This window comes from Arthrobacter sp. NPDC092385 (assembly GCF_044755105.1).
Lineage (GTDB): Bacteria > Actinomycetota > Actinomycetes > Actinomycetales > Micrococcaceae > Arthrobacter_D.
The window spans coordinates 457,041-478,407 of the sequence record NZ_JBIVQL010000001.1; the positions used below are offsets into that span (position 1 = coordinate 457,041).

Annotated in this window: 20 protein-coding genes; 12 read left to right on the top strand and 8 right to left on the bottom strand. The window is 69.5% G+C overall.

The window, feature by feature from the left end:
• Window positions 1-23: 23 nt before the first annotated feature.
• A complete protein-coding gene (locus ACIQCY_RS02210; RefSeq protein WP_400482249.1) occupies window positions 24-2,495 on the bottom strand; it encodes a DEAD/DEAH box helicase in 2,472 nt (823 codons plus the stop codon).
• Window positions 2,496-2,542: 47 nt separating this feature from the next.
• Entirely contained in the window at window positions 2,543-3,193 is a 651-nt protein-coding gene (locus ACIQCY_RS02215) for a GNAT family N-acetyltransferase (RefSeq protein ID WP_400482250.1), read from the bottom strand.
• Window positions 3,194-3,279: 86 nt separating this feature from the next.
• Between ACIQCY_RS02215 and ACIQCY_RS02220 the strand changes: the two genes are divergently transcribed.
• From ACIQCY_RS02220 to proC, 6 genes are all read left to right on the top strand, one after another.
• On the top strand, window positions 3,280-4,206 hold the full coding sequence (locus tag ACIQCY_RS02220; RefSeq protein ID WP_400482251.1) for a rhodanese-related sulfurtransferase: 927 nt from the start codon (window positions 3,280-3,282) through the stop codon (window positions 4,204-4,206).
• A complete protein-coding gene (locus ACIQCY_RS02225; RefSeq protein WP_400482252.1) occupies window positions 4,206-5,930 on the top strand; it encodes a methyltransferase in 1,725 nt (574 codons plus the stop codon). Before ACIQCY_RS02220 ends, ACIQCY_RS02225 begins: the two co-directional genes overlap by 1 nt.
• Before the next feature lie 123 nt (window positions 5,931-6,053).
• A complete protein-coding gene (gene topA, locus ACIQCY_RS02230) occupies window positions 6,054-8,801 on the top strand; it encodes a type I DNA topoisomerase (RefSeq protein ID WP_400482253.1) in 2,748 nt (915 codons plus the stop codon).
• Window positions 8,802-8,861: 60 nt separating this feature from the next.
• A complete protein-coding gene (locus ACIQCY_RS02235; RefSeq protein WP_400482254.1) occupies window positions 8,862-9,875 on the top strand; it encodes a Ppx/GppA phosphatase family protein in 1,014 nt (337 codons plus the stop codon).
• A 1-nt stretch (window position 9,876) separates the two neighbouring features.
• Window positions 9,877-10,674 (top strand): sugar phosphate isomerase/epimerase family protein, encoded by a 798-nt coding sequence (locus ACIQCY_RS02240; protein ID WP_400482255.1) that lies wholly within the window; start codon window positions 9,877-9,879, stop codon window positions 10,672-10,674.
• Window positions 10,675-10,931: 257 nt separating this feature from the next.
• A complete protein-coding gene (gene proC / locus ACIQCY_RS02245; protein ID WP_400482256.1) occupies window positions 10,932-11,789 on the top strand; it encodes a pyrroline-5-carboxylate reductase in 858 nt (285 codons plus the stop codon).
• On the opposite strand, the gene ACIQCY_RS02250 is transcribed toward proC, so the two are convergent.
• The 3 genes from ACIQCY_RS02250 to ACIQCY_RS02260 are packed head-to-tail and all read right to left on the bottom strand — an operon-like array spanning window position 11,755 to window position 15,089.
• Window positions 11,755-13,014 (bottom strand): glycosyltransferase 87 family protein, encoded by a 1,260-nt coding sequence (locus tag ACIQCY_RS02250; RefSeq protein ID WP_400482257.1) that lies wholly within the window; start codon window positions 13,012-13,014, stop codon window positions 11,755-11,757. The two genes, proC and ACIQCY_RS02250, sit on opposite strands and share 35 nt — an antisense overlap.
• A gap of 1 nt (window position 13,015) precedes the next feature.
• The gene (locus tag ACIQCY_RS02255; protein ID WP_199277098.1) at window positions 13,016-13,684 is read right to left on the bottom strand and encodes a TrkA family potassium uptake protein; all 669 of its coding nucleotides are present in this window, start codon (window positions 13,682-13,684) and stop codon (window positions 13,016-13,018) included.
• On the bottom strand, window positions 13,677-15,089 hold the full coding sequence (locus ACIQCY_RS02260) for a TrkH family potassium uptake protein (protein WP_400482258.1): 1,413 nt from the start codon (window positions 15,087-15,089) through the stop codon (window positions 13,677-13,679). The genes ACIQCY_RS02255 and ACIQCY_RS02260 overlap by 8 nt, the downstream gene beginning before the upstream one ends.
• A 135-nt stretch (window positions 15,090-15,224) precedes the next feature.
• On the opposite strand from ACIQCY_RS02260, the gene ACIQCY_RS02265 reads away from it, so the two are divergent.
• The 4 genes from ACIQCY_RS02265 (at window position 15,225) to ACIQCY_RS02280 (ending at window position 17,683) form a co-directional block, all read left to right on the top strand.
• On the top strand, window positions 15,225-16,427 hold the full coding sequence (locus ACIQCY_RS02265) for an acetoin utilization protein AcuC (protein ID WP_400482259.1): 1,203 nt from the start codon (window positions 15,225-15,227) through the stop codon (window positions 16,425-16,427).
• A gap of 51 nt (window positions 16,428-16,478) precedes the next feature.
• Window positions 16,479-17,000 (top strand): ArsR/SmtB family transcription factor, encoded by a 522-nt coding sequence (locus tag ACIQCY_RS02270; RefSeq protein ID WP_400482260.1) that lies wholly within the window; start codon window positions 16,479-16,481, stop codon window positions 16,998-17,000.
• Between the two features lie 179 nt (window positions 17,001-17,179).
• Window positions 17,180-17,392, top strand: coding sequence for a helix-turn-helix domain-containing protein (locus ACIQCY_RS02275; RefSeq protein WP_400482261.1), 213 nt, complete (start codon window positions 17,180-17,182; stop codon window positions 17,390-17,392).
• A 192-nt stretch (window positions 17,393-17,584) separates the two neighbouring features.
• Window positions 17,585-17,683, top strand: coding sequence for a 30S ribosomal protein bS22 (locus ACIQCY_RS02280; protein WP_003792170.1), 99 nt, complete (start codon window positions 17,585-17,587; stop codon window positions 17,681-17,683).
• A gap of 130 nt (window positions 17,684-17,813) precedes the next feature.
• Here ACIQCY_RS02280 and ACIQCY_RS02285 read toward each other — a convergent pair whose 3' ends face one another.
• Window positions 17,814-18,620 (bottom strand): HAD family hydrolase, encoded by an 807-nt coding sequence (locus ACIQCY_RS02285; protein WP_400482262.1) that lies wholly within the window; start codon window positions 18,618-18,620, stop codon window positions 17,814-17,816.
• A gap of 60 nt (window positions 18,621-18,680) precedes the next feature.
• Between ACIQCY_RS02285 and ACIQCY_RS02290 the strand changes: the two genes are divergently transcribed.
• On the top strand, window positions 18,681-18,953 hold the full coding sequence (locus tag ACIQCY_RS02290) for a glutaredoxin family protein (protein ID WP_400482263.1): 273 nt from the start codon (window positions 18,681-18,683) through the stop codon (window positions 18,951-18,953).
• 128 nt (window positions 18,954-19,081) lie between these two features.
• Window positions 19,082-19,789: a redox-sensing transcriptional repressor Rex gene (locus ACIQCY_RS02295; RefSeq protein ID WP_400482264.1), complete on the top strand. Its 708-nt coding sequence runs from the start codon at window positions 19,082-19,084 to the stop codon at window positions 19,787-19,789.
• A gap of 24 nt (window positions 19,790-19,813) precedes the next feature.
• Here ACIQCY_RS02295 and ACIQCY_RS02300 read toward each other — a convergent pair whose 3' ends face one another.
• Both ACIQCY_RS02300 and ACIQCY_RS02305 read right to left on the bottom strand, forming a co-directional pair.
• Window positions 19,814-20,455 (bottom strand): hypothetical protein, encoded by a 642-nt coding sequence (locus ACIQCY_RS02300; protein WP_400482265.1) that lies wholly within the window; start codon window positions 20,453-20,455, stop codon window positions 19,814-19,816.
• Between the two features lie 197 nt (window positions 20,456-20,652).
• Window positions 20,653-21,210: a YceI family protein gene (locus ACIQCY_RS02305; protein ID WP_400482266.1), complete on the bottom strand. Its 558-nt coding sequence runs from the start codon at window positions 21,208-21,210 to the stop codon at window positions 20,653-20,655.
• Window positions 21,211-21,367 lie beyond the last annotated feature (157 nt).

A 21,367-nucleotide genomic window follows, 5' to 3' on the forward strand; every position in this document is an offset into this window, starting at 1 on the left:
TCGAGGGTCCGAGGCGGGAGGTCCTACCGGAGTGCCGCCTGCTGGTCGTCCCCGGTATCGGCCGGCGTGGCGACCTGTGCGGACGCGGACTCCGCGGATGCATCGGTCTGGGAAGAGGGTATGTCCCCGGGTGCCAGGCGGGGCGGCCCGTCAGTTGCCGGGGCACCCGCGGTAGCGCCCGCGGCCTGCTGGAGGATGAGGGACAGCACCGCGACGGCCCCGCCCTTGCTCAGCGGGTTGTTCCGGTTGCCGCACTTGGGCGACTGGACGCAGGAGGGGCAACCGGACTCGCACTCGCAGGCCTCGATGGCGTCCCGTGTCGCGGACAGCCAGGTGCGGGCAGCCTCGAACCCGCGTTCGGCGAAGCCCGCGCCGCCGGGATGCCCGTCGTACACGAAGATGGTCGGCAGCCCGGTGTCGGCGTGCAGGGCAGTGGACACCCCTCCGATATCCCAGCGGTCGCTCGAGGCGACGAGCGGCAGCAAGCCGATCGCCGCGTGTTCGGCGGCATGGAGGGCTCCGGGAAGCTCCTCCGCGAGAATCCCCTCGGCCTCGAGCAGTTCCGGGCTGATCTCGAACCACACGCTCTTCGTGAACAGGTCCCGGGCTTCGAGTTCCAGGGGTTCCTCGCCGAGGATCTCGTTCGAGGAGAAGGCCTTGCGCTGGAAGGAGACCACCTGGGTGGTGACCTTCACGTCGCCGAAGTTCGCGAGGACGCCGCCCCACAGCCGGCTCACATCGCGGCCGATCACCTCGATCTGCGTGACGTCCCGTGCCTGCGTGTAGTAGTCCGGCTGTGCGCGTGACACCACGGCGCAGTGATCCTGCTCATTGAGTTCCTGGACGACGTAGGTCCGGCCCTGGTGCACGTACACGGCGCCGGGATGGGCCTGGTAGTGGCTCTGCGGCGAGTCCATCGTGCCGAGCAGGGCGCCCGACTCCGCCTCCACGATGTTGATCGGCCCGCCGCCGTCGGCCCGCAGGTTCACCATCGCTGCAGCACTCTGCGGGTGGGTCCAGAACCACCCTGCGGGCCGACGCCGGAGGAAGCCCTGGTCGCACAGGGTGCCGAGCAGATCCCGGGACGTGGCACCGAACAGCTCGAGGTCGTCGTCGCCGAGGGGCAACTCGGCAGCGGCAGCACACAGGTGCGGACCGAGGACGTACGGATTGGAGGGGTCGAAGACGGTGGCCTCGACGGCGAGGTCGAAGACGGCCTCCGGATGGTGCACGAGATAGGTGTCGAGGGGGTCGTCGCTCGCGACGAACGCGGCCAGCGCGTCCTGGCCCGAGCGCCCCGCCCGGCCGATCTGCTGCATGAGGGACGCGCGGGTGCCCGGCCAACCGGCCACCAGGACGGCGTCGAGGCCGGAAATGTCGATCCCGAGTTCCAGCGCAGAGGTGCTGGCGACACCCAGCAGCTCACCGCTGCGCAGCGACGACTCGAGGGCGCGCCGTTCCTCGGGCAGGTAGCCGGAGCGGTAGGCCGCGATGCGGTGCGGGAGGCTCGGGTGCACGTCCTCGAGCATGCGCCTGGATGTCTGGGCGATACTCTCCGCGCCGCGCCTCGACTTGATGAACGCGATGGTCCTCACGTGCGAGGACACGAGGTTGGCGAGCAGGTCGGAGGTCTCGGCGATGACGGTCCGGCGGCTCGGGGCCCCGTTCTCGCCCTTCATGCCCGTGAGCTGCGGCTCCCAGAAGGCGACCGTGGTGGAGCCGTGCGGCGAGCTGTCCCGGTCGACGGCGTGCGCGGGAGCGCCGATCAGCCTGCCGAAGGAAGCGGAGGGCTCGGCCGACGTCGCCGATGCCCCGATGAACACGGGGTCCGCGCCGTAGCTCGCGCAGATCCGCCGTAGTCGTCGCAGGAGGTTCGCGACGTGGGAGCCGAACACTCCGCGGTAGCTGTGCGCCTCGTCGATGACGACGTACTTGAGCCGCCGGAAGAACCGCGCCCACCAGGTGTGGTTGGGCAGGATGCCGTAGTGGAGCATGTCAGGATTCGCGAGGACGAGGTTGGCGTGGTCGCGGATCCAGCGGCGGGCGCCGGACTCCGTGTCGCCGTCGTACGTCTCGGCCCGGACGGTCGGCAGCTTCAGCGCGTTGATCGCCGACAGCTGGTCCGCGGCGAGCGCCTTCGTGGGCGCCAGGTAGAGGGCCACCGACCCGTTCGGTGCGAGCGTGACCCGGTTCGCCAGCTCGCTGCGATGAATCTCGTCGAGGACGGGCAGTTGATAGCAGAGGGATTTTCCGGAGGCGGTGCCCGTCGCGATGATGGTGTGCACGCCGTCGTGGGCGGAGGTGGCGCCCTCCACCTGATGGCGCCACGGCTCGCGCACCCCACGCGCGGCGAAGGCGCCGACCACGTCGGGGTGGGCCCAGTCGGGCCACGGCGCGTACTCCGCTTCACGGGCGGGGATCTCGCGGACATGCAGCAGCTGCTCGGGGTCGGGTCCACCCCCGAGCAGGGGAATCAGGGAGTTCTGCGCAGCCACGCCGTAATTGTCCCATCGGGCGGCGGGGAGGGCTGCGGGAAGGGCCCTTATCCTCTGATGACGAACACGTCGGCGAGGTGCTGCCAGCCGAGGAATTCGTAGAGCGCGCGACCATCGGCGGAGGCCATGAGCAGGCCGGTCGTCACGTCGTCCTCGAGGACCCCGGCGGTGAGGGCGCGCATCACATAGCTGCCCAGCCCGCGGCGGCGGAAGCCGTCCTCGGTGACGATGCGATCGTAGACGGCGTATTCGTTGACCACCGACACCGAGCCACGGGCTGCCAGGTGTCCGTCGGAGCGCACCGTCACATGCCGGCAGGCCCCGCTCTGTTCGCGCTCGAGCGTGAAATCGTCGCCCGGCGGTCGAGGGTCCTCGACGTCCTGGCCGCCCATGTCGACGCTCATCAGGGACTGCTGGCGGTCCGTCACCCGCATGCCGAGGGGAACGGCGGCGTCGATCAGGTCCTGCATCCGGTTGGTGACGACCGTCAGTATCCGCATCGGGTCCTGTTTGGTGGCGGTCGCCAGGTCGAGGAACTGCTCCTCGGTGGGTTCGAAGAGGAAGTGCTCCGTCTGGTCCTGCTGGTCCGTCAGCCGGACGGAGGTGCTGCGGCCGTCGTCGTGCGGCTCGTACCCGCGACAGGCGGACCATCCGGTGATCCAGGTCTGGAGGAGTTCATTGTCTGCATGTGCGCCCATGTGCTGAACGATAGTTCTCGAAGGGGGCCAAGAACATAGACGGCCGTGAGGGTTGCCGTTTTGAGACGCAAAGTAGGCTTTAAGCCGTGTCGATGAACCGTATTGCCCTTTATTACGCCTTTGCACCACTGCCCGATCCCGAAGCCATCAGGCTCTGGCAGCGCGCACTCTGCGAGAAGTGGGGGCTGCGCGGGAGGATCCTGATCTCCAAGGACGGGATCAACGGCACGGTCGGCGGCGAGATCGGCGCGGTGAAGCAGTACGTCAAGACCACGCGCGAGTACCCGGCGTTCAGGGGCATGGAGATCAAATGGTCCGACGGCGGCGCCGACGACTTCCCCCGGCTGAGCGTCAAGGTGCGCGACGAGATCGTCTCCTTCGGGGCTCCCGGTGAGCTGAAGGTCGACGGGAACGGCGTCGTGGGTGGCGGCAGGCACCTCGCGCCCGAGGAGCTGCACGAGCTGGTCGATGCCAAGCGCGCCGCAGGGGAGGAGGTCGTCTTCTTCGACGGACGGAACGCACTCGAGGCTCAGATCGGCCGCTTCAAGGGAGCCGTGGTGCCCGACGTGCGGACGACCCAGGACTTCGTCCGGGAGCTGGACTCCGGCAAGTACGACGACCTGAAGGACAAGCCCGTCGTCACGTACTGCACGGGCGGTATCCGCTGCGAGGTGCTGTCCAGCCTCATGGTCAATCGCGGTTTCCAGGAGGTCTACCAGCTCGACGGCGGCATCGTCCGCTACGGCGAGAAGTACCGCGACGGCGGGTTGTGGGAGGGCTCGCTCTACGTCTTCGACAAGCGCATGCACCTCGAGTTCAGCGACTCCGCCGTCACGCTCGGCAGGTGCGTGCGCTGCCAGGCTCCCACGAACACGTTCGAGAACTGCTCCAACCCGTCCTGCCGCAACCTCACCCTGTACTGCTCCGGCTGCGCGGCGGACCCGGCGACGCTGCGATGCCCGCAGGGGTGCGAGTCGGACGAGGCCGAAGCAACGGCAGCGGGCGCTGCCTGATGCCGACCGTGGACACCGTGGACCGGCAGGAATTCGACGACGACGTCGTCTCCGCGCCGTCGAGCCGCGATCTTTCCGCACTGGCGGCTCTGGCCGCGGACCTGACGGCCCTCGACTACACGGTGGACGGCGTCGAGGCCCTCCTCGGCACCTCGGCGTACTCGGCCCTCGGCAGGGGGCAGCTGGTTCCCGCGCTGCTGGAATGCCGACGCCTCCTGCGCGTTCAGGAGAATGCACCGGCTGTCCCCGTGCTGCTGTGGCTCCTCGGTGGAACCGTGCCGGAGGAGCAGCTCGCGGCCGCCTTCCCCCGCCTCGGCGTCACCGGCCTCGAGCAGCTGAGGCTCATCGAGCGGACCGGGGACGCCGACGTCAGGGGCCTGTCGGGACCGGACCCGGCGGAGGACCCGCGAAAAGACCCCGCGGCGGACCCGCGGAAGCACCGCGGGAAGGACTCCGCCACGGAACGCTCCTGGCGTGCCGCCGTCGAACTGCGCCCCTACGGCTCCGACGTCGGCGGCAACCTGTGGGTGGCGAGCGACCTCGGGTCGGAGCAGCGGCCGGGGCCCCTGCGCCACGACCACGTGCTGGGTATCGGCGGCGCCTCCCTGACGCTCGCGCAGACCGTCATGAGGACGCCGGTGGACCGTGCCCTGGACCTCGGGACGGGCTGCGGCATCCAGGTCTTCCACCTGCTCCCGCATGCCCGCCATGTCACGGCGACGGACATCTCGGCGCGTGCGCTGGCGTTCGCCCGCTTCAACCTGCTGCTGAACGCGGCCGCCTTCGGCATCGATCCGGAGCGACCCGACGAGCGGGTCAGCCTGCGCCTGGGCAGCCTGCTCGAACCCGTGGAGGGCGAGCGGTTCGATCTCGTGGTGTCCAACCCTCCCTTCGTGATCACGCCCCGCACGGGCCCACCGGAGGAGGCCTATACCTACCGTGACGGAGGCCTGGCGGGTGACACCCTCGTCGAGACCCTGGTCCGGGACCTCCCCGGAGTCCTCGCGCCGGGCGGGGCCGCGCAGCTGCTCGGTAACTGGGAGATCCCCGAGGGTGCGGCGTGGGACCGGCGCGTCCGCGGCTTCGTGCCTCCGGGCGTCGACGCCTGGATCATCCAGCGTGAGCAGCTGACGCCGGTGCAGTACGCCGAGACGTGGCTGCGGGACGCGGCCGAGAACCGGAACCGCGACGCCTACCTGGACAGCTTCGCCGACTATCTCGCGGACTTCGCCTCGCGCGACGTCGAGGGGATCGGCTTCGGGTCGGTGTGGCTGCGCAGGCCGGCCACCTCCAGCGACCTCGTCCGGGTCACGCTCGAGGAGATCACGCACGAGATCGAGCAACCCGTGGGCCCGCACCTGGCCGCGGCGGTGCGGCGCAACGACTGGCTGGCGGCCCACACCGAGCAGTCCGCCTCGGGGATCGGCATCGCCGACGAATACCTGCTCGTCGCCGACGACGTCACCGAGGAACGGCACCAGCGGCCCGGCGCGGAGCACCCCGGAGTCATCCTGCTGCGGCAGGGAGCGGGCCTCCGACGCACCACCCTGCTCAGCACGGAACTGGCCGGCTTCGTCTCCGCGTGCGACGGCGACCTCACGGCCGGGCAGATCGCGGGTGCGCTCGCGATGCTGCTGGAGAGGCCCGATGCGGCGTTCACGGCGGGCCTGCTGGTCGATGTGGAGCAGCTCATCCGCGAGGGCTTCCTGATTCCAGCCCCCTGAAACCAGCGGTTACCCTTGTGCAGGTACTCATGACGCATACTGTGACGTGAGGCCCAGCAGCGGGATCCGGACCGGATGCCCACGTCGCTGCCGCGGCATCGCACTCGTATATATAGGAGAGAAGTGCCGACCAAGGCCACGGACAAGAAGCACGGCAAGAAGCTCGTCATCGTCGAGTCCCCGAGCAAGATCAAGAGCATCTCGGGGTACCTCGGTGAGGGTTTCCAGGTCGCGGCGTCCATGGGGCACATCCGTGACCTCCCCCAGCCGTCGGATCTGCCGGCGGAGCTGAAGAAGTCCTCGGTGGGCAAGTTCGCGGTGGATCTCGACAAGGACTTCGAGCCCTACTACGTGGTGTCGCCCGAGAAGCGGAAGACCGTCGCAGAGCTCAAGGCCGCCCTGAAGGACGCCGACGAGCTCTACCTCGCAACCGACGCCGACCGCGAGGGCGAGGCCATCGCGTGGCACCTGCTGCAGGTCCTGAAGCCGAAGGTCCCCGTCTACCGCCTGACCTTCGGCGAGATCACCAAGGAAGCCGTCACGCGTGCCCTCGGTGAACTGCGCGACGTCGACATCCCCATGGTCGACGCCCAGGAGACCCGGCGCATCCTCGACCGCCTGTACGGCTACGAGATCTCGCCCGTGCTGTGGCGCAAGGTGGCGCGCGGGCTGTCCGCCGGCCGCGTGCAGTCCGTGGCGACGCGCCTCGTCGTCGAGCGGGAACGCGAGCGCATGGCGTTCCGCGCGGCGTCGTACTGGGACCTCACGGGCACGTTCACCCCCGGGGACTCCTCGAAGGGCAGTGCGTTCCCGGCGAAGCTGGTCGCCGTCGACGGCAGCCGTATCGCCTCCGGCAAGGACTTCTCCGACCGCGGGGAACTGAAGGCCGCGAACGCGGTGCGGCTCGACGAGGACGCCGCCCGCTCGCTCGCCACCGGCCTGGAGAGTGCCGCGTTCACGGTCCGCTCGGTCGAGACCAAGCCCTACACGCGCCGTCCTGCCGCCCCGTTCACGACGTCCACCCTGCAGCAGGAAGCGGCCCGCAAGCTGCGCTTCAGCTCGAAGGTCACCATGCAGGTGGCCCAGCGGCTGTACGAGAACGGGTACATCACCTACATGCGTACCGATTCGTCGGCGCTCTCGGACCAGGCCATCAACGCCGCTCGCCGACAGGCGTCGGAGCTGTACGGCCCCGAGTACGTCCCCGAGTCCCGCCGCGTGTACAAGGGCAAGGCGAAGAACGCCCAGGAGGCGCACGAGGCCATCCGGCCCGCCGGCGACTCCTTCCGCACGCCGGCCCAGGTGGCGCAGTCCCTGCGCGGCGACGAGTTCCGCCTGTACGAGCTGATCTGGAAGCGCACCGTCGCCTCGCAGATGGCGGACGCCAAGGGCTCCACGGCGTCCCTGCGCCTGGGCGCGAAGAGTGCGGACGGACGCGACGCCGAGTTCGCCGCCTCGGGCACCGTCATCACCTTCCGCGGCTTCATGGCCGCCTATGAGGAAGGCCGCGACGCCGACCGCACCGAGGACGGGACCGACGGCGACGCGCAGGGTACCCGCCTGCCGAACGTCACCAAGGGCGATGCGCTGGGCGCGACGGCGATCGAGGCCGTCGGCCACGAGACGTCGCCGCCCCCGCGCTACACCGAAGCGTCCCTCGTGAAGGTGCTCGACGAGCGCGGCATCGGCCGTCCGTCGACCTACGCCGCCACGATGTCCACCATCATGGACCGCGGCTATGTGACCTCCCGGGGGCAGGCCCTCGTGCCGAGCTGGATCGCGTTCTCCGTGGTGCGCCTGCTCGAGGAGCACTTCAACGACTACGTGGACTACGACTTCACGGCGGAGCTCGAGGAGGACCTCGACCGGATCTCACGCGGCGAAGCAGGCCGCGTCGAGTGGCTCAACCATTTCTACTACGGCGACCGCAAGAACACGGGCCTGCACACGATCGTCGAGGAGCTCGGCGAGATCGACGCGCGCCGCATCAACTCGGTGGAGATCGCGGACGGCATTACGCTGCGCGTCGGCAAGTTCGGGCCGTACCTGGAGAAGCCCCTGCCGGCGGACGCCCCGGAAGGCACCGAACCGCAGCGCGCCAACGTCCCCGAGGACCTGGCCCCGGACGAACTGACGGCCGAGAAGGCCCTCGAGCTGATGGAAGCGCCGGTGTCCCAGGAGCGTGTGCTCGGCACCGATCCGGAGACGGGACGCACCATCGTGGCCCGTGACGGCCGGTACGGACCGTACGTGATCGAGCTGATCCCCGAGGTCACCGCGGAGGACCTGGCGAGCCAGCCGGTCGAGTACTACAAGAACGGCAAGCCGAAACCGCCGAAGAAGCCCGCGAAGGTCAAGCCGCGCACCGGGTCGCTCTTCAAGTCCATGTCGGTGGACACCGTGACGCTCGAGGATGCCCTCAAGCTGATGAACCTGCCGCGCGTCCTCGGTACGGACGAGGACGGCAAGGAGATCACCGTGCAGAACGGGCGTTTCGGCCCGTACCTGAAGAAGGGCAGCGATTCCCGGTCGCTCGGCTCGGAGGAGGAGATCTTCTCGATCACCCTCGAGCAGGCGCAGGAGATCTACAAGCAGCCCAAGCAGCGCGGCGGCCGGACGGTGACTCCTCCCCTGGCGGAGTTCGGCGACGATCCGGTGAGCGAGAAGCCCATCGTGGTGAAGGACGGCCGTTTTGGCCCCTACATCACGGACGGCGTCACGAACATCACGGTGCCCGGCTCCATGGCCATCGAGGAGCTGACGCGCGAACAGGCGATCGACATGCTCGCCGAGAAGCGCGCCAAGGGCCCGGCCCCGAAGAAGACGACACGCAGGGCGCCGGCCAAGCGCAAGGTCGCGGCGGGCAAGTAGCCTGCACCGCGGCACGGGGAAACACGGAACAACGGGTCGAGAGCTGGAAGCGCGGGGAAAATGCGGCTAGGAGTACTGGACATAGGGTCCAACACGGTCCATCTGCTGCTCGTGGATGCCCATCCCGGCGGCCGGCCGGTGCCCTTCGCGTCCCATAAGAAGCCCCTGCAGCTCGTCGCCTACCTCGACGAGCGCGGCAGGATCTCCCGCAAGGGCCAGGACGAACTCGTCGGCTTCGTCCGGGAGGCGCGGAAGTTCGCGACGGGTCACGACGCCGAGGACTTCCTCGCGTTCTGCACCTCGGCCATCCGCGAGGCGGGCAACGGGAGCGAGGTCCTCGCGCGCGTGCGGGAGGAGACCGGCGTCGACCTCCAGGAACTGTCCGGCGACCAGGAAGCGGCGGTGACCTTCCAGGCCGTCCGCCGCTGGTACGGCTGGGGCGCGGAATCGATCCTGAACCTGGACATCGGCGGCGGCTCCTTCGAGATGGCGATGGGCACCGACGAGCTCCCCGAGGTGGCGCTCTCCGTTCCCCTCGGCGCGGGCCGGCTCACGCGGGACTGGCTGCGCGGGGACCCTCCCTCGGCCAAGAGCGTGAAGGAACTGCGCCGCTACATCAGGGCCACCCTGCGTGACGCCGTCCCGCAGTTCGCCCACCTCGGCCAACCGCACCTGGTCGCCGGCACCTCGAAGACCTTCCGCTCGCTGGCCCGCCTCGCCGGCGCCGCGCCGTCCGCCGCCGGCCCGTTCGTCCGCCGGGAGCTGCGCCTCGAGGACCTCAAGCTGTGGACCAAGCGCCTTGCGGCGATGACGATCGAGGACCGCACCAACCTCGACGGCGTCTCGGAGCTGCGCGCACCGCAGGTCCTGGCGGGAGCACTCGTCGCGGAATCTGCCCTCGAGCTGTTCGGCGTGCCCTCCATGGACATCTGCCCCTGGGCGCTGCGCGAGGGGCTGCTGCTGCGGCGCTTCGACGCGAAGATGTTCGAGGCGGACGAGCCCCTGCCGGGAGCCGGGGTGGGGCATGCCCAGCTCGACTCCACGCCGCGCACCCCGTTGAAGAGGGGAGCCTGACATGGTCCAGCCGACCGGCGGGCCGTCGATCCCGGTTGCCCTCTCCAGCGCCTCGGTCTACCCGCTCGCCGTCCACGACGCCTTCGCCCTGGCGCAGGACCTCGGGTACGACGGCGTGGAGGTGATGGTCACCAACAACTCGGTGAGCCAGGACCCCGACCAGCTCAACGTGCTGAGCGAGCGCTACGAGATGCCGATCCTGGCCATCCACGCTCCGACCCTGCTCCTGACGCAGCAGGTCTGGGGCAAGGCCTGGACGAAGATCCAGCTGTCCGCCGCGATGGCCGCCGAGGTGGGTGCCCGGACCGTGGTGACCCACCCGCCGTTCCGCTGGCAGACCGGCTACGCCGAAGAATTCCCCGAGGGGATCTCGCGCGTCGCAGCGGAGTACGGCGTCGAGATCGCCGTCGAGAACATGTACCCCTGGAAGGTCCGGGGGCGTGAGGCGAAAGCGTACTTGCCGCACTGGAATCCGGTGCCGGAACCGTACGAGCGCATCACCTGGGACTTCTCCCACGCGGCGATCGCCGGCATGGATTCGTACGAGGAGATCCGTGCGCTCGGCAGCAGGCTGGCGCATGTGCACCTGACCGACGGCACGCCCAACGGCAAGGACGAGCACCTGCTCCCGGGCCAGGGCCAGCAGCGGTGCGCCGAGGCCCTCGGCCACCTCGCGGAGTCGGCATGGGACGGCGTGGTGGCCGTCGAGGTGAGCACCCGCAGGGCGAGGGCAGCCGGGGAGCGCGAGGAGTGGCTGGCGGAGACCCTCAGCTTCGCGCGGGCGCACCTGCGGCACTGACGGGAGGCCAAGCGGCAGCCGGGGAGGGGAGGGCGCCGACGGGGCGCGGGGACTCCGGCGTTTAACGGGGAATGGCGCCGGCGGACTGCCAGATGTTGGGGGATCATCTGTTGCCACCGACGCCGGACCGGCTCAGGAATTCCGGTCCTCATCACTCGCACCCTTATGAGGTGTTCCCAACACTAGGGCTCCTCCTTGTGCCGGAGCACCAAGGCCGCTGGGAGTAGGCTGGGAGCCCCTCGTGGCAGGATGGGGCCATGACGACGCAACCCTCGCAGCGCATCGCCTTCCTCGGCTGCGGATCGATGAACGAGTCCATCCTCGCGGGCCTGCTGGCCGCAGGCCTCGACCCCGCCCTGGTGACGGCGACGGTGCGGAGGGCCGAGCGGGCCGGGGAACTCCGGGAGCGGTACGGCGTGCACGCCCGTGCCACCGGTGATGACGACGGCGCGAACATCGCCGCGGTACTCGATGCCGACGTCGTCATCCTGGGCGTGAAGCCCGTGGGTATCGTCCCGCTGGCACGGGAGATCGCCTCGGCGCTCAAGCCGTCCGCCGTCGTGCTCAGCGTCGCCGCGGCGGTGTCCATCGCGATGATCGAGGGGGCCCTGCGGGAGGGCCAGGCGGTCATCCGCTCGATGCCCAACACCCCGTCGCGGCTCGGCAGGGGAGTGCTGTCCATCTCGGCCGGATCCACGGCGGGCCCTGAGCTCATGGAGCGGGCCCGGGACCTCCTGCGGCCGGCCGGCACCGTCGTCGAGATCCCCGAGCACCAGGTGGATGCCCTCTCGGCCGTGAGCGGTTCCGGACCCGCCTACGCGTTCTACCTCGCCGAAGCCATGGCGGCGGCCGGCATCGGGCTCGGCCTCGACGCCGGGCTGTCCGAGCTGATCGCCCGGGAGACGGTCGCCGGAGCCGGCTTCATGCTCGCCGAGGAGGGCGCCGATGCGGCGGCCCTCCGCCGTGCCGTCACGAGCCCCAACGGGACCACGCAGAGCGCCCTCGAGACCTTCGAGGAGCTGGGCCTGCCGCACACCATCGCCGAGGGAGCCCGGGCCGCGACGGCCCGCGCGGCGGAGATCACGCGCGAACTGGCAGGTCCGGCGTCGTCCTGAGGGGCCGGAGGGCCCACAGGGCCAGCAGCGCGACCGGGAGGACCACCCCCAGGCCGGTGAAGAGCCGAAGCGGTAGCGGCCCCTCGCCCGAGACGGTGCCGGTGAGCGTGAGGGTCACGGTGATGGAGGAAAACATCATGACGGGTACCAGCGCGGCCAGCAGAACCCGGCTCGCCGTGCGGAGTGCGCCTGTCTGCCTGCGGGCGAACACATGGCCGACCGGGAAGACCAGGGCGATCCACACCCAGTGGTGGAACCACGAGATCGGTGAGATCGCGAGCATGACGACGGCATTGGCGGCGATGGCCCTCAGGTTGTCGCCGTCGTCGTCGGCCCGCCGGATCGCGACATAGCCGACGGCGATCACGGCCAGGCACGCCAGCACCCAGGCGGGTCGCTGCAGGCCCTCGACCAGTCCCGACTGCGCGACGATCGAGTTGAGTGAGACGTTGTAGAGATCCGCGGTGGCTCCCACGCGGGAGGAGTCGAACAGGGCGTCGCGCCAGAAGGCCGCCGACTCCCGGGGCGCGAGGCTCCAGCCGATTGCGACCGTCGACGCGAAGGACGCCGCCATCCAGGCGAGCGAGCGCCAGTCCCGCCGGGCGAGGAAGACCAGCCCGAAGGCGAGCGGCGTGAGCTTGATCCCCGCGGCGAGGCCGATCAGGACGCCGGAGGGGAGCCGGGTGGACCGCAGCAGGTCGGCGAGGACCAGCACCATCAGGAGGGCGTTGACCTGGCCGAACCCCAGGCCTTCCCGCCAGGGCCCGCTGATGCCGATCAGCAGCATCGCGGCCACGACGGCGGCGGGCGTCCAGTCCGCAGGGCGGTGCGGCGTCCCGCCGTGGCGCAGGTACCGCACGACGACGACGGACACCGCGACGAGGCAGGCGCAGGAGAGGGCGGTGACGATCCCGAGGGCGAGGCCCGCCGGGACCAGCGCGAGGGGCACGAAGAGGAGGGCGGCGAACGGCGGGTAGGTGAACGGCAGCCCGCGCGTATCGGTCTGCACGAGGGCGTCGTCGTACAGATCCTTCTCCCCGGCGCGCCCGAGCAGCGCCAGCGCACCCTCGCGGTACACGGAGAGGTCGAGCCCGTGGATCTGCGCGGCGAGGACGACGACGGCGAGCACGACCGCGCCGGCAGCCGCGGTGGCAACCGCGGTGGCCGCCGCCGGCCGGGCGGGGCGGTCGGCGCGGCGCGTCGGGGTGGGGGAGCGGCGACCCACCCTAGGGTCGGCCGGCAAAGCGCTCGAGCAGGTCCACGTGCCCGGAGACGATCAGCATGTCCCGGCCGGACACCTTCGTGTCGGGCCGCGCATAGGTGAAGTCCTCCCCCGGGGACTTCACGCCGACGACGGTGACTCCGTACTTCGAGCGCACCGAGGACTCCGCGAGCGTGAACCCCTGCGTCTCCTTCGGCGGGTACATCTTCACGATCGCGAAGCCGTCGTCGAACTCGATGAAGTCGAGCATGCGGCCGCCGACGAGGTGCGCCGCCCGCTGGCCGGCATCGGCCTCGGGGTAGATCACGTGGTTGGCGCCGATGCGCTTGAGGATCTTCCCGTGCGAGGGCGTGATCGCCTTGACCCAGAGGTGGTCGATGCCGAGGTCCACGAGGTTGGCCGTGATGAGCACGCTGGACTCGATCGAGGTTCCCACCCCGACGACGGCGGCCGAGAACTCCTGGGCGCCGAGCTGCCGGAGGGCATCGAGGTTCGTCGCATCCGCCTCGACCACGTGGGTGAGGATGCCCGAGAACTTCTGGACCAGTTGCGGGTCCCGCTCGATGGCCAGGACCTCGCGGCCCTGCCGGACCAGCTGCTCGGCCGTGGCGGCACCGAAGCGGCCGAGGCCGATCACGAGGACGGGTGCGTTGTGGGCGGGTCTTTCAGCCAATGATCGGCCTCTCGTCGGGGTAGCGGTACAGCGTGCTGCGTTGCCTCAGCGCCAGGGCCGAGGCGAGGGTGATGGTGCCCATGCGCCCGGCGAACATCAGGGCGGACAGGATGTACTTGCCCGCAGGGGGCAGTTCTGCGCTGAGGTTGGTGCTGAGGCCGCAGGTCGCGAAGGCCGAGATGACCTCGAAGACCACCTTGTCCAGGGGTTCGTCGGTGAGCGCGAGGATCAGTCCACTCCCGACCAGCACCAGCGTGGCGCCCATGAAGATCACCGAGATGGCGACGCGCATCGCACCCTGCGGGATGGTGCGGCCCCAGGCCCGGACGTCGGCGTCCCCACGAGCCTCGGCGACGATCGCGAGGAACATCACGGCTATCGTGGTGACCTTGATGCCCCCCGCGGTCGACGCCGAGCCGCCGCCGGCGAACATGAGCGCGTCCGTGAGGAGCATCGTCGTCGAGTTCATGTCGTTCTGGTCCACCAGGTTGAATCCGCCGGAGCGCATCATGACCGAGGCGAAGAGGGCATGGATGGACTTGTCGGCCACGCTGAGGTTCGAGATGGTCCGATCGTTCTCCCACTCGAGGAAGCCCCAGGCGAAGGTCCCGGCCACGAGGAGGATCAGGGACACGTACACCGTGAGCTTCGCGTGCAGCGTCCACTTGCTGAAGCGGTGCCGTACCTGGACGAGCACCATGATCACCGGGAAGCCGAGGCTGCCGAGGAAGACGCCGACCATGAGCGGCGTGAGGATCCAGAGATCCGTCTCGTAGGGCACCAGGCCGTCGCTGTGCGGAGTGAATCCGGCGTTGTTGAAGGCCGAGATGGAGTAGAAGACACCGTGCCAGAGCGCCTGCCACCAGGGTTCGCCGAGGATCATGAACCGGGGGATCAGCACGACGGCGAGCACGATCTCGATCACCACCGACGTGGTGATGACGATCCGCAGGAGCGTACCGATCTCACCGAGGCGGCTCGCGTTGTTGAGGGCCTCCTGGGCCAGCAGCTTGCCACGCACCCCGAGCCGCTTGCTCACGATCAGGGCGAGGAGGGAGGCGAGCGTCAGGGTCCCCAGCCCGCCGATGAAGATGCCGAGCAGGATCACCAGCTGGCCGAAGAAGGACCAGTGCGTGGCCGTGGACACCACGGTGAGGCCGGTGACGCAGACGGCGGACACCGCGGTGAAGAAGGCGTCGTGCAGGGGGGTGGCCCGGCCGCTGCTGGTCGCGACGGGCAGGCTCAGGAGGGCGGTGAAGACGAGGATGACGCCGGTGAAGATGAAGAGGGCGAGGCGCGCCGGGGAGCTGTTCGCGAAGGAGTCGACGAAGTCGCGGACCGAGGCCAGCAGCCTGACGTATCCGTGTCGATCGTCCGTCAGCCACCGTGGCTGTTGACTTACCATTGACGCCCGCTCTGCCCCGTTTGCTGGTCCTTCCGCCGAAGCGGCACCGTGATCATCCTTATTGTCCCCTGCAGTAGTAAAGCATCCTGCCGGGGTGCGTCGTCGAAATATCACGGATCGCGTAGCCTTGCAGGGATGTCTACGCACTCAAGGCCGGCGGTGCCCCTCCAGGTCGTCTGGGACGACTCGATGCTGGCCTACGATTTCGGCGGGCAGCACCCCATGAACCCGGAGCGGCTGCACCTGACCGCCCGGCTCACGCGGAACTGCGGGCTGCTCGACCTCGACGGCGTGACGGTCACCGCACCGTTCGTCGCATCGGACGAGGAGCTCGCCACGGTCCACAGTGCCGACTACATCCGGGCGGTCCGCCGGGTCAGCACCGATCCGACGGCGTCGGACGCGGGCATGGGCCTCGGCACGGAGGACACCCCCGCGTTCGCCGGCATGCACGAGGCGAGCGCGCGGCTCGCAGGTGGCTCCCTCGGCGCCGCGGAGGCGATCATGCAGGGCTCGGCCGTGCGGGCGGTGAATTTCGGCGGCGGCATGCACCATGCCGCGCGCTCGCGTGCGAGCGGCTTCTGCATCTACAACGACGCCGCTGCCTCCGTGCAGCGGCTGCTCGACCGCGGCGCGGAGCGCGTCCTCTATATCGACGTCGATGCGCACCACGGCGACGGCACGCAGAGCATCTTCTGGGACGACCGCCGCGTCATGACGATCTCCCTGCACGAGACGGGTATGAGCCTGTTCCCTGGCACCGGATTCGCCAACGAAACGGGAGGGCCGGGAGCGGAGGGCTATGCGGTGAACGTCGCACTGCCCACGATCGCCGGTGACGCCGCGGTGCTGCGGGCCTTCCACGCCGTCGTGCCGCAGCTGGCCGAGGCCTTCGCGCCCGATGTCATCGTCAGTCAGCACGGCTGCGACTCGCACCGCGAGGATCCCCTCACGAACCTGCGCGTGAGCGTCGACGCCCAGCACGCCATGATGCTCGGCGTGCGCGACCTCGCGGACCGCCTGTGCGGCGGGCGGTGGATCGCCACGGGTGGGGGCGGATACGCCCTCGCCAGCGTGGTGCCGCGGTCCTGGACGCTGCTCGTCGCCGTGGCGGCCGGAGCGGCCATCGGCCCGAAGACGCCCGTGCCTGCCGCCTGGCGGGACTATGTCCTCGAGCGGCACGGCCTCGACGCCCCGATCCTGATGGGTGACGGCGCTGATCCGTGGTGGCGCTCCTGGGAGGTCGGGTACGACCCCAATGACGATCTCGACCGCACCGTGATGGCGACGCGGAAGGCCGTGTTCCCGCTGCACGGCCTCGACCCGTGGTTCGATTGAAGCGCGGACCGGCAGGATGCCGTTCGGCGTATATATCGCTAGGGTGGTCGAATGGGAATCGATGATGTATTCGCTGTCATCGCCGAAGGAACGCGCAGGCAGATCCTCAAGCACCTGCGCGACGGCGACAAGGCGGTGGGGGAGCTCGTCGTCGAGCTGCAGGTGAGTCAGCCGACGGTGTCGAAGCACCTGAAGGTGCTGCGGGAAGCGGGCCTGGTCAGCATGCGGGCCCAGGGCCAGAAGCGCTACTACTCCCTGGACACGGCACCGCTGGCCCGCGTTCGCGAGTGGCTGGCGGAGTTCGAGGTGCAGGCGCCCGGGGACGACGCCGTGACCGTGGTGCGGGATGATCTCGGTGGCCTCGGGAGCGAGGCGGCGCCGGACATCGTTCCCGCCGAGGCGCCGGAGACCGCGGAGGCGGAGGTACTGGCTGCTGCCGTCCTCGCGGGTCCGGAATCCCCGGTCGGCGTGGATGTTCCCCGCCAGCAGATCGGCAGGACCATGGGCCGGGCCGCAGAGCGGGCCGCGGACCTCCTGTCGCAGTTGCGGCGCCGTCGCGACCCGTCCTCGTAGGGGCAGTCCACAGCCCCGCGGCAGCCTTTCACTTTGGTCACACCAGCCACTAGAGTGGTCCCTTGGGCGGATCATCCTTCGGCACAAGGCGACACGCCGTTCAGTCGCTCCGGGGTATCCTTCTCGATGCCGGTCTCAGGGTGAAATTTCAGGCCTCCATGCAAAGGAATAGTGGTGAGATGGCAGACGGGAATAACTTCTCGGATGTGCAGTTCTTGACGGTCGCCGAGGTGGCCGAGCTCATGCGTGTCTCGAAGATGACCGTGTACAGGCTCGTCCATGCAGGAGACCTGCCGGCGGTGCAGTTCGGTCGGTCCTACCGCGTTCCGGAGTCGGCGGTCGAGGAGTTCCTCCACCACGCGCAGGTCGACGGCCAGTCCGAGAGCGCCTGAGCGGGCACGCGTCCAGTCCGTTCGCCAAACGGATGTACCCTGTTAAGGAGCGTTTTGGGCGGGTCTGGGCCCGCTCACCTTTTGCATCATCCGGGCAACTGCCACCAGGTACGCGCCTTTCGTCACCCCAGCGCTGGCCTCCCGGCTTCTGCCCGGAGTCCGTGCTGCCGAACAACAGTTTGTGAGGACTCTATGGGTTCAGTAATCAAGAAGCGCCGCAAGCGTATGGCAAAGAAGAAGCACCGCAAGCTGCTTCGCAAGACCCGTCACCAGCGCCGCAACAAGAAGTAGCCGGCGCCCGGCCAGAAGCCGGAGTGTGCCGAACGGCCCGGATTCCCGCCCTCGCGGCGTGGAAGCCGGGCCGTCGTCGTTCCCGGCTCCGGCGTCCGGGACCTTCGCGGCCTCGGGGCAGGGCCGGGCGTCAGCGGCTCCTGAAGCGCGAGAAACCGCGCCACAGCCCGTAGACGGACCCGACCAGGGTGGCCGCGCGCAGCCCGAACGTCGCGGCGCGCCTGCCACTGCGGAAGTCGTACACCGGCCAGTTGTTCGCGCGGGCATGGCGGCGGAGCCTGCTGTCCGGATTGATGGCGACAGGATGTCCGACGACGGTCAGCAGGGGGATGTCGTTGTAGGAATCGCTGTAGCCCCAGCAGCGAGCGAGATCGAGGTTCTCCCGCTCGGCGAGCTCGAGGACGGCGGCGGCCTTGGCCGGGCCGTGCAGGAAGTCGCCGACCAGCTTCCCGGTGTAGAGGCCATCGGCCACTTCTCCCACGGTGCCGAGGGCGCCGGTCAGCCCGAGCCTGCTGGAGATGACCGCGGCAACCTCCACCGGCGTCCCCGTCACGAGCCATACCTGCCGGTTCGAGCTCAGGTGCTGCTCCGCCAGGGCCCGAGCGCCCGGCCAGATCTTGGAAGCGATCATCTCGTCGTAGACCTCCTCGCCGAGGGCCAGGATGTCCTCGTGGGCGATGCCGATGGCGAAGGCGAGGGCCGCGTCACGCACCGAGTTCACATCGGTCATGGTCTCGCCGCGCATGATGAACCGCAGCTGCTTCCAGGCCAGCCCCGCGGCGAACCTCAGGGTGAAGGCCTTGCGCTGGTACATCTTCCTGGCCACGTGGAACAGGCTCGCGCCGCGCATCAACGTGTTGTCGACGTCGAAGAAGGCCGCCTCACCCGTGGCCGGTGGCTCTGGTGGGGGCTGCAGGCCCCGGGCGACGTACGGCATGCTCCGAGTCTAGTTCTTCGCCCCTGCGGCCTGGCCGCGGCGCGGCAGTACCGTGGAAGCATGGAAACGCCAGTCGAGTCGCCGGGTGCCGGCGTCGTGCTCCTCACCCGTCCCGAGTGCCACCTGTGCGAGGATGCGCGGACCGTGGTGGGGCGCGTGACCGGCGAACTCGGCGTCGGCTGGCAGGAACTGTCCGTGGCCGACGCGCCCGCACTCGGCGCCCGCTTCGCCGAGGAACTGCCCGTCCTGTTCATCGACGGCGTGCAGCGGGACTTCTGGTCCATCGACGAGTCGAGGCTGCGCCGGCTGCTCACCGGGAACCGCACGGCCTAGTCCCACCCGGCCCGGGCTTGGTGGCCCCGCATCGTCGGCATAAAGTGGTCATACTTCCGCCCCCGACGTCGAGGGACCCGGGATCGGGCACGCACCGACCGGGTGCGGCGGAGCGATCAACGGAGCCGATGACAGTGACAACGCCGGACATGCCAGGCCTCCACCCCGTGGGTGATGCCGCGCGCCACATCCCGCCTGCGTCGGTAGCCCGCCTCACCATCTACCTCCGAGCGCTCAACTCGTTGCTCGCCGAGGGGATCGAACGCGTGTCCTCGGAGGAGCTCGCCGATGCCGCCGGCGTGAACTCCCCCATGCTGCGCAAGGACCTCTCCTACCTCGGGTCCTACGGCACGCGGGGGGTCGGCTACGAGGTCCAGTACCTCAACCGGCAGATCTCGATCGCCCTGGGACTCACGCTCGACTGGCGCGTGGCCATCATCGGAGCGGGCAACCTCGGCCGTGCGCTCGCGGGCTACTCCGGATTCGGATCGCGGGGCTTCGAGATCGTGGCGCTCTTCGACGCGGACCAGCTCGTGGTCGGGTCCGAGGTCGGCTATCTGAGGGTCAGCGCCGTCGACGACCTCGAGGCGGTGCTCGAGCGCACCCGCACCAACATGGCGGTCCTCTCCGTACCCGCGTCCGTGGCGCAGGAGCTGTGCGACCGGCTCGTCGCGGCGGGCATCTCGAGCATCCTCAGCTTCGCTCCCGTGGTGCTCCAGGTGCCACCGCACGTGCAGCTGCGCAAGGTCGACATGTCCACGGAACTGCAGATCCTGGCCTATCACGCGCAAAGGGCGCAGGAGCCGGACCTCGGTCCGATCTCCCGCGCCCAGTAGGCAGGCGGCCTGCGGTTCCTCGGCTCAGTACCCGAGCCTGCGCGGCGCGAAGTACGGCCGCGCGGGCACCAGGTACGTCAGGACGACGCCGGCGACGCCGAGGAGTGTGACGATCACGCTCAGCGCAAGTGACAGGCCCGACGGTGCGGCCACGGACTGTCCGCTCGCCTCGGCCGCCTGTCCGGCCAGGGGGAGGAGCAGGAAGCTGGCGAGGAGGCCCAGCACATTGAGCGCCGCGAGCACGGTCGCCGTGATGCGGGCCCAGTTGTGGCCCTTCCGGATGAAGACCGCCAGGACCACGTAGACCGCGGCGAACACCACCGAGAAGACGAGGCCGATCCCCACGCCCAATGACGCGCCCGCCATATCCGGGACCTCGGAGGTGAGCGCCGAGATGATGGCGGAGGCGAGGTAGAGCACTCCCGCGGCGAGGATCAGGACGTAGGCCCGCTGGACCTCCCGGGGTGCGGGGCCCTTCTCCGCCTGCTGGGGCAGCGTTCCGCCTCCCGGGTAGGCGTAGCCGGAGGGCTGGGCCGCCTGGTAGCCGTACCGGCCGCCGTCGTCCTGCCCGCCGTAAGGTCCTGGCCGGCCCTGCTGGCCGTACGGGGACTGGCCGTTCCCCTGGTCGTTGCCCTGCCCGTACCGCGGGTCCTGTGGCGTGCTCATCTCGGCGTCCTCCGTTGTGATCGTCGCGTCATCCATCCGACGGTGCCCCCATGGACGTCCCCGTCGTGGATGTGGTCCTGCCAGCCTAGTTCGTCCGTTCACGGCGGGAACAGGGCCTGGACGCCGACGGCCGACGTCGTCGGAGGGACGACGTCGGCCGGGGCGGCGGGACGCGAGTGGCCCGGAGGCCGGAAGGACTAGACCGTCGCGACGGCGGGAGCCACGAAGGCGGCTTCGATGGTGATGGTCACCTTGTCGCCGACCAGGACGCCGCCGGCTTCGAGGGCTGCGTTCCAGGTGAGGCCGAAATCCTTGCGGGAGATGCTGGTGGAGGCGGAGACGCCGGCGCGGGTGGCACCGAAGGGATCCACGGCCACGCCGTTGAACTCGGCGTCGAGGACCACTGCCTTGGTGATGCCGCGGATGGTCAGGTCGCCGTGGATCTCGTAGGTCTCACCGGAGCCGGTGTGTGAGGTGGAGACGAAGGTCATCTCCGGGAACTGCTCGACGTCGAAGAAGTCGGCGCCCTTGACGTGGCCGTCGCGGTTCTCGTCCCCGGAGGTGAAGGACGCGGTCTTGATGGTCGCCGTGATGCTGGAGTCCTCCAGTGAGGAACCGACGGTGAGCGAGGCATCGACGTCCTTGAAGGAGCCGCGAACCTTGCTGATGCCGGCATGGCGGACGCTGAAGCCGACCTCGCTGTGGGCGGGATCGAAGGACCAGGTGCCGGAGGTGAGGCCTGAGGGGACAGTCATGGAGAACTCCTGAAGTGTGGTGAACAGTGGATGCTTACGATCTGTAGAAGCATGCGTATGCATGTTTTATTCCACCCTACACTCAAAGCTTCAACTAATCCTGCAGGGCGTTCCGTCGGGGCGCAGGGTCCGATTGGCCGTGGGGCGGGGCATGCGG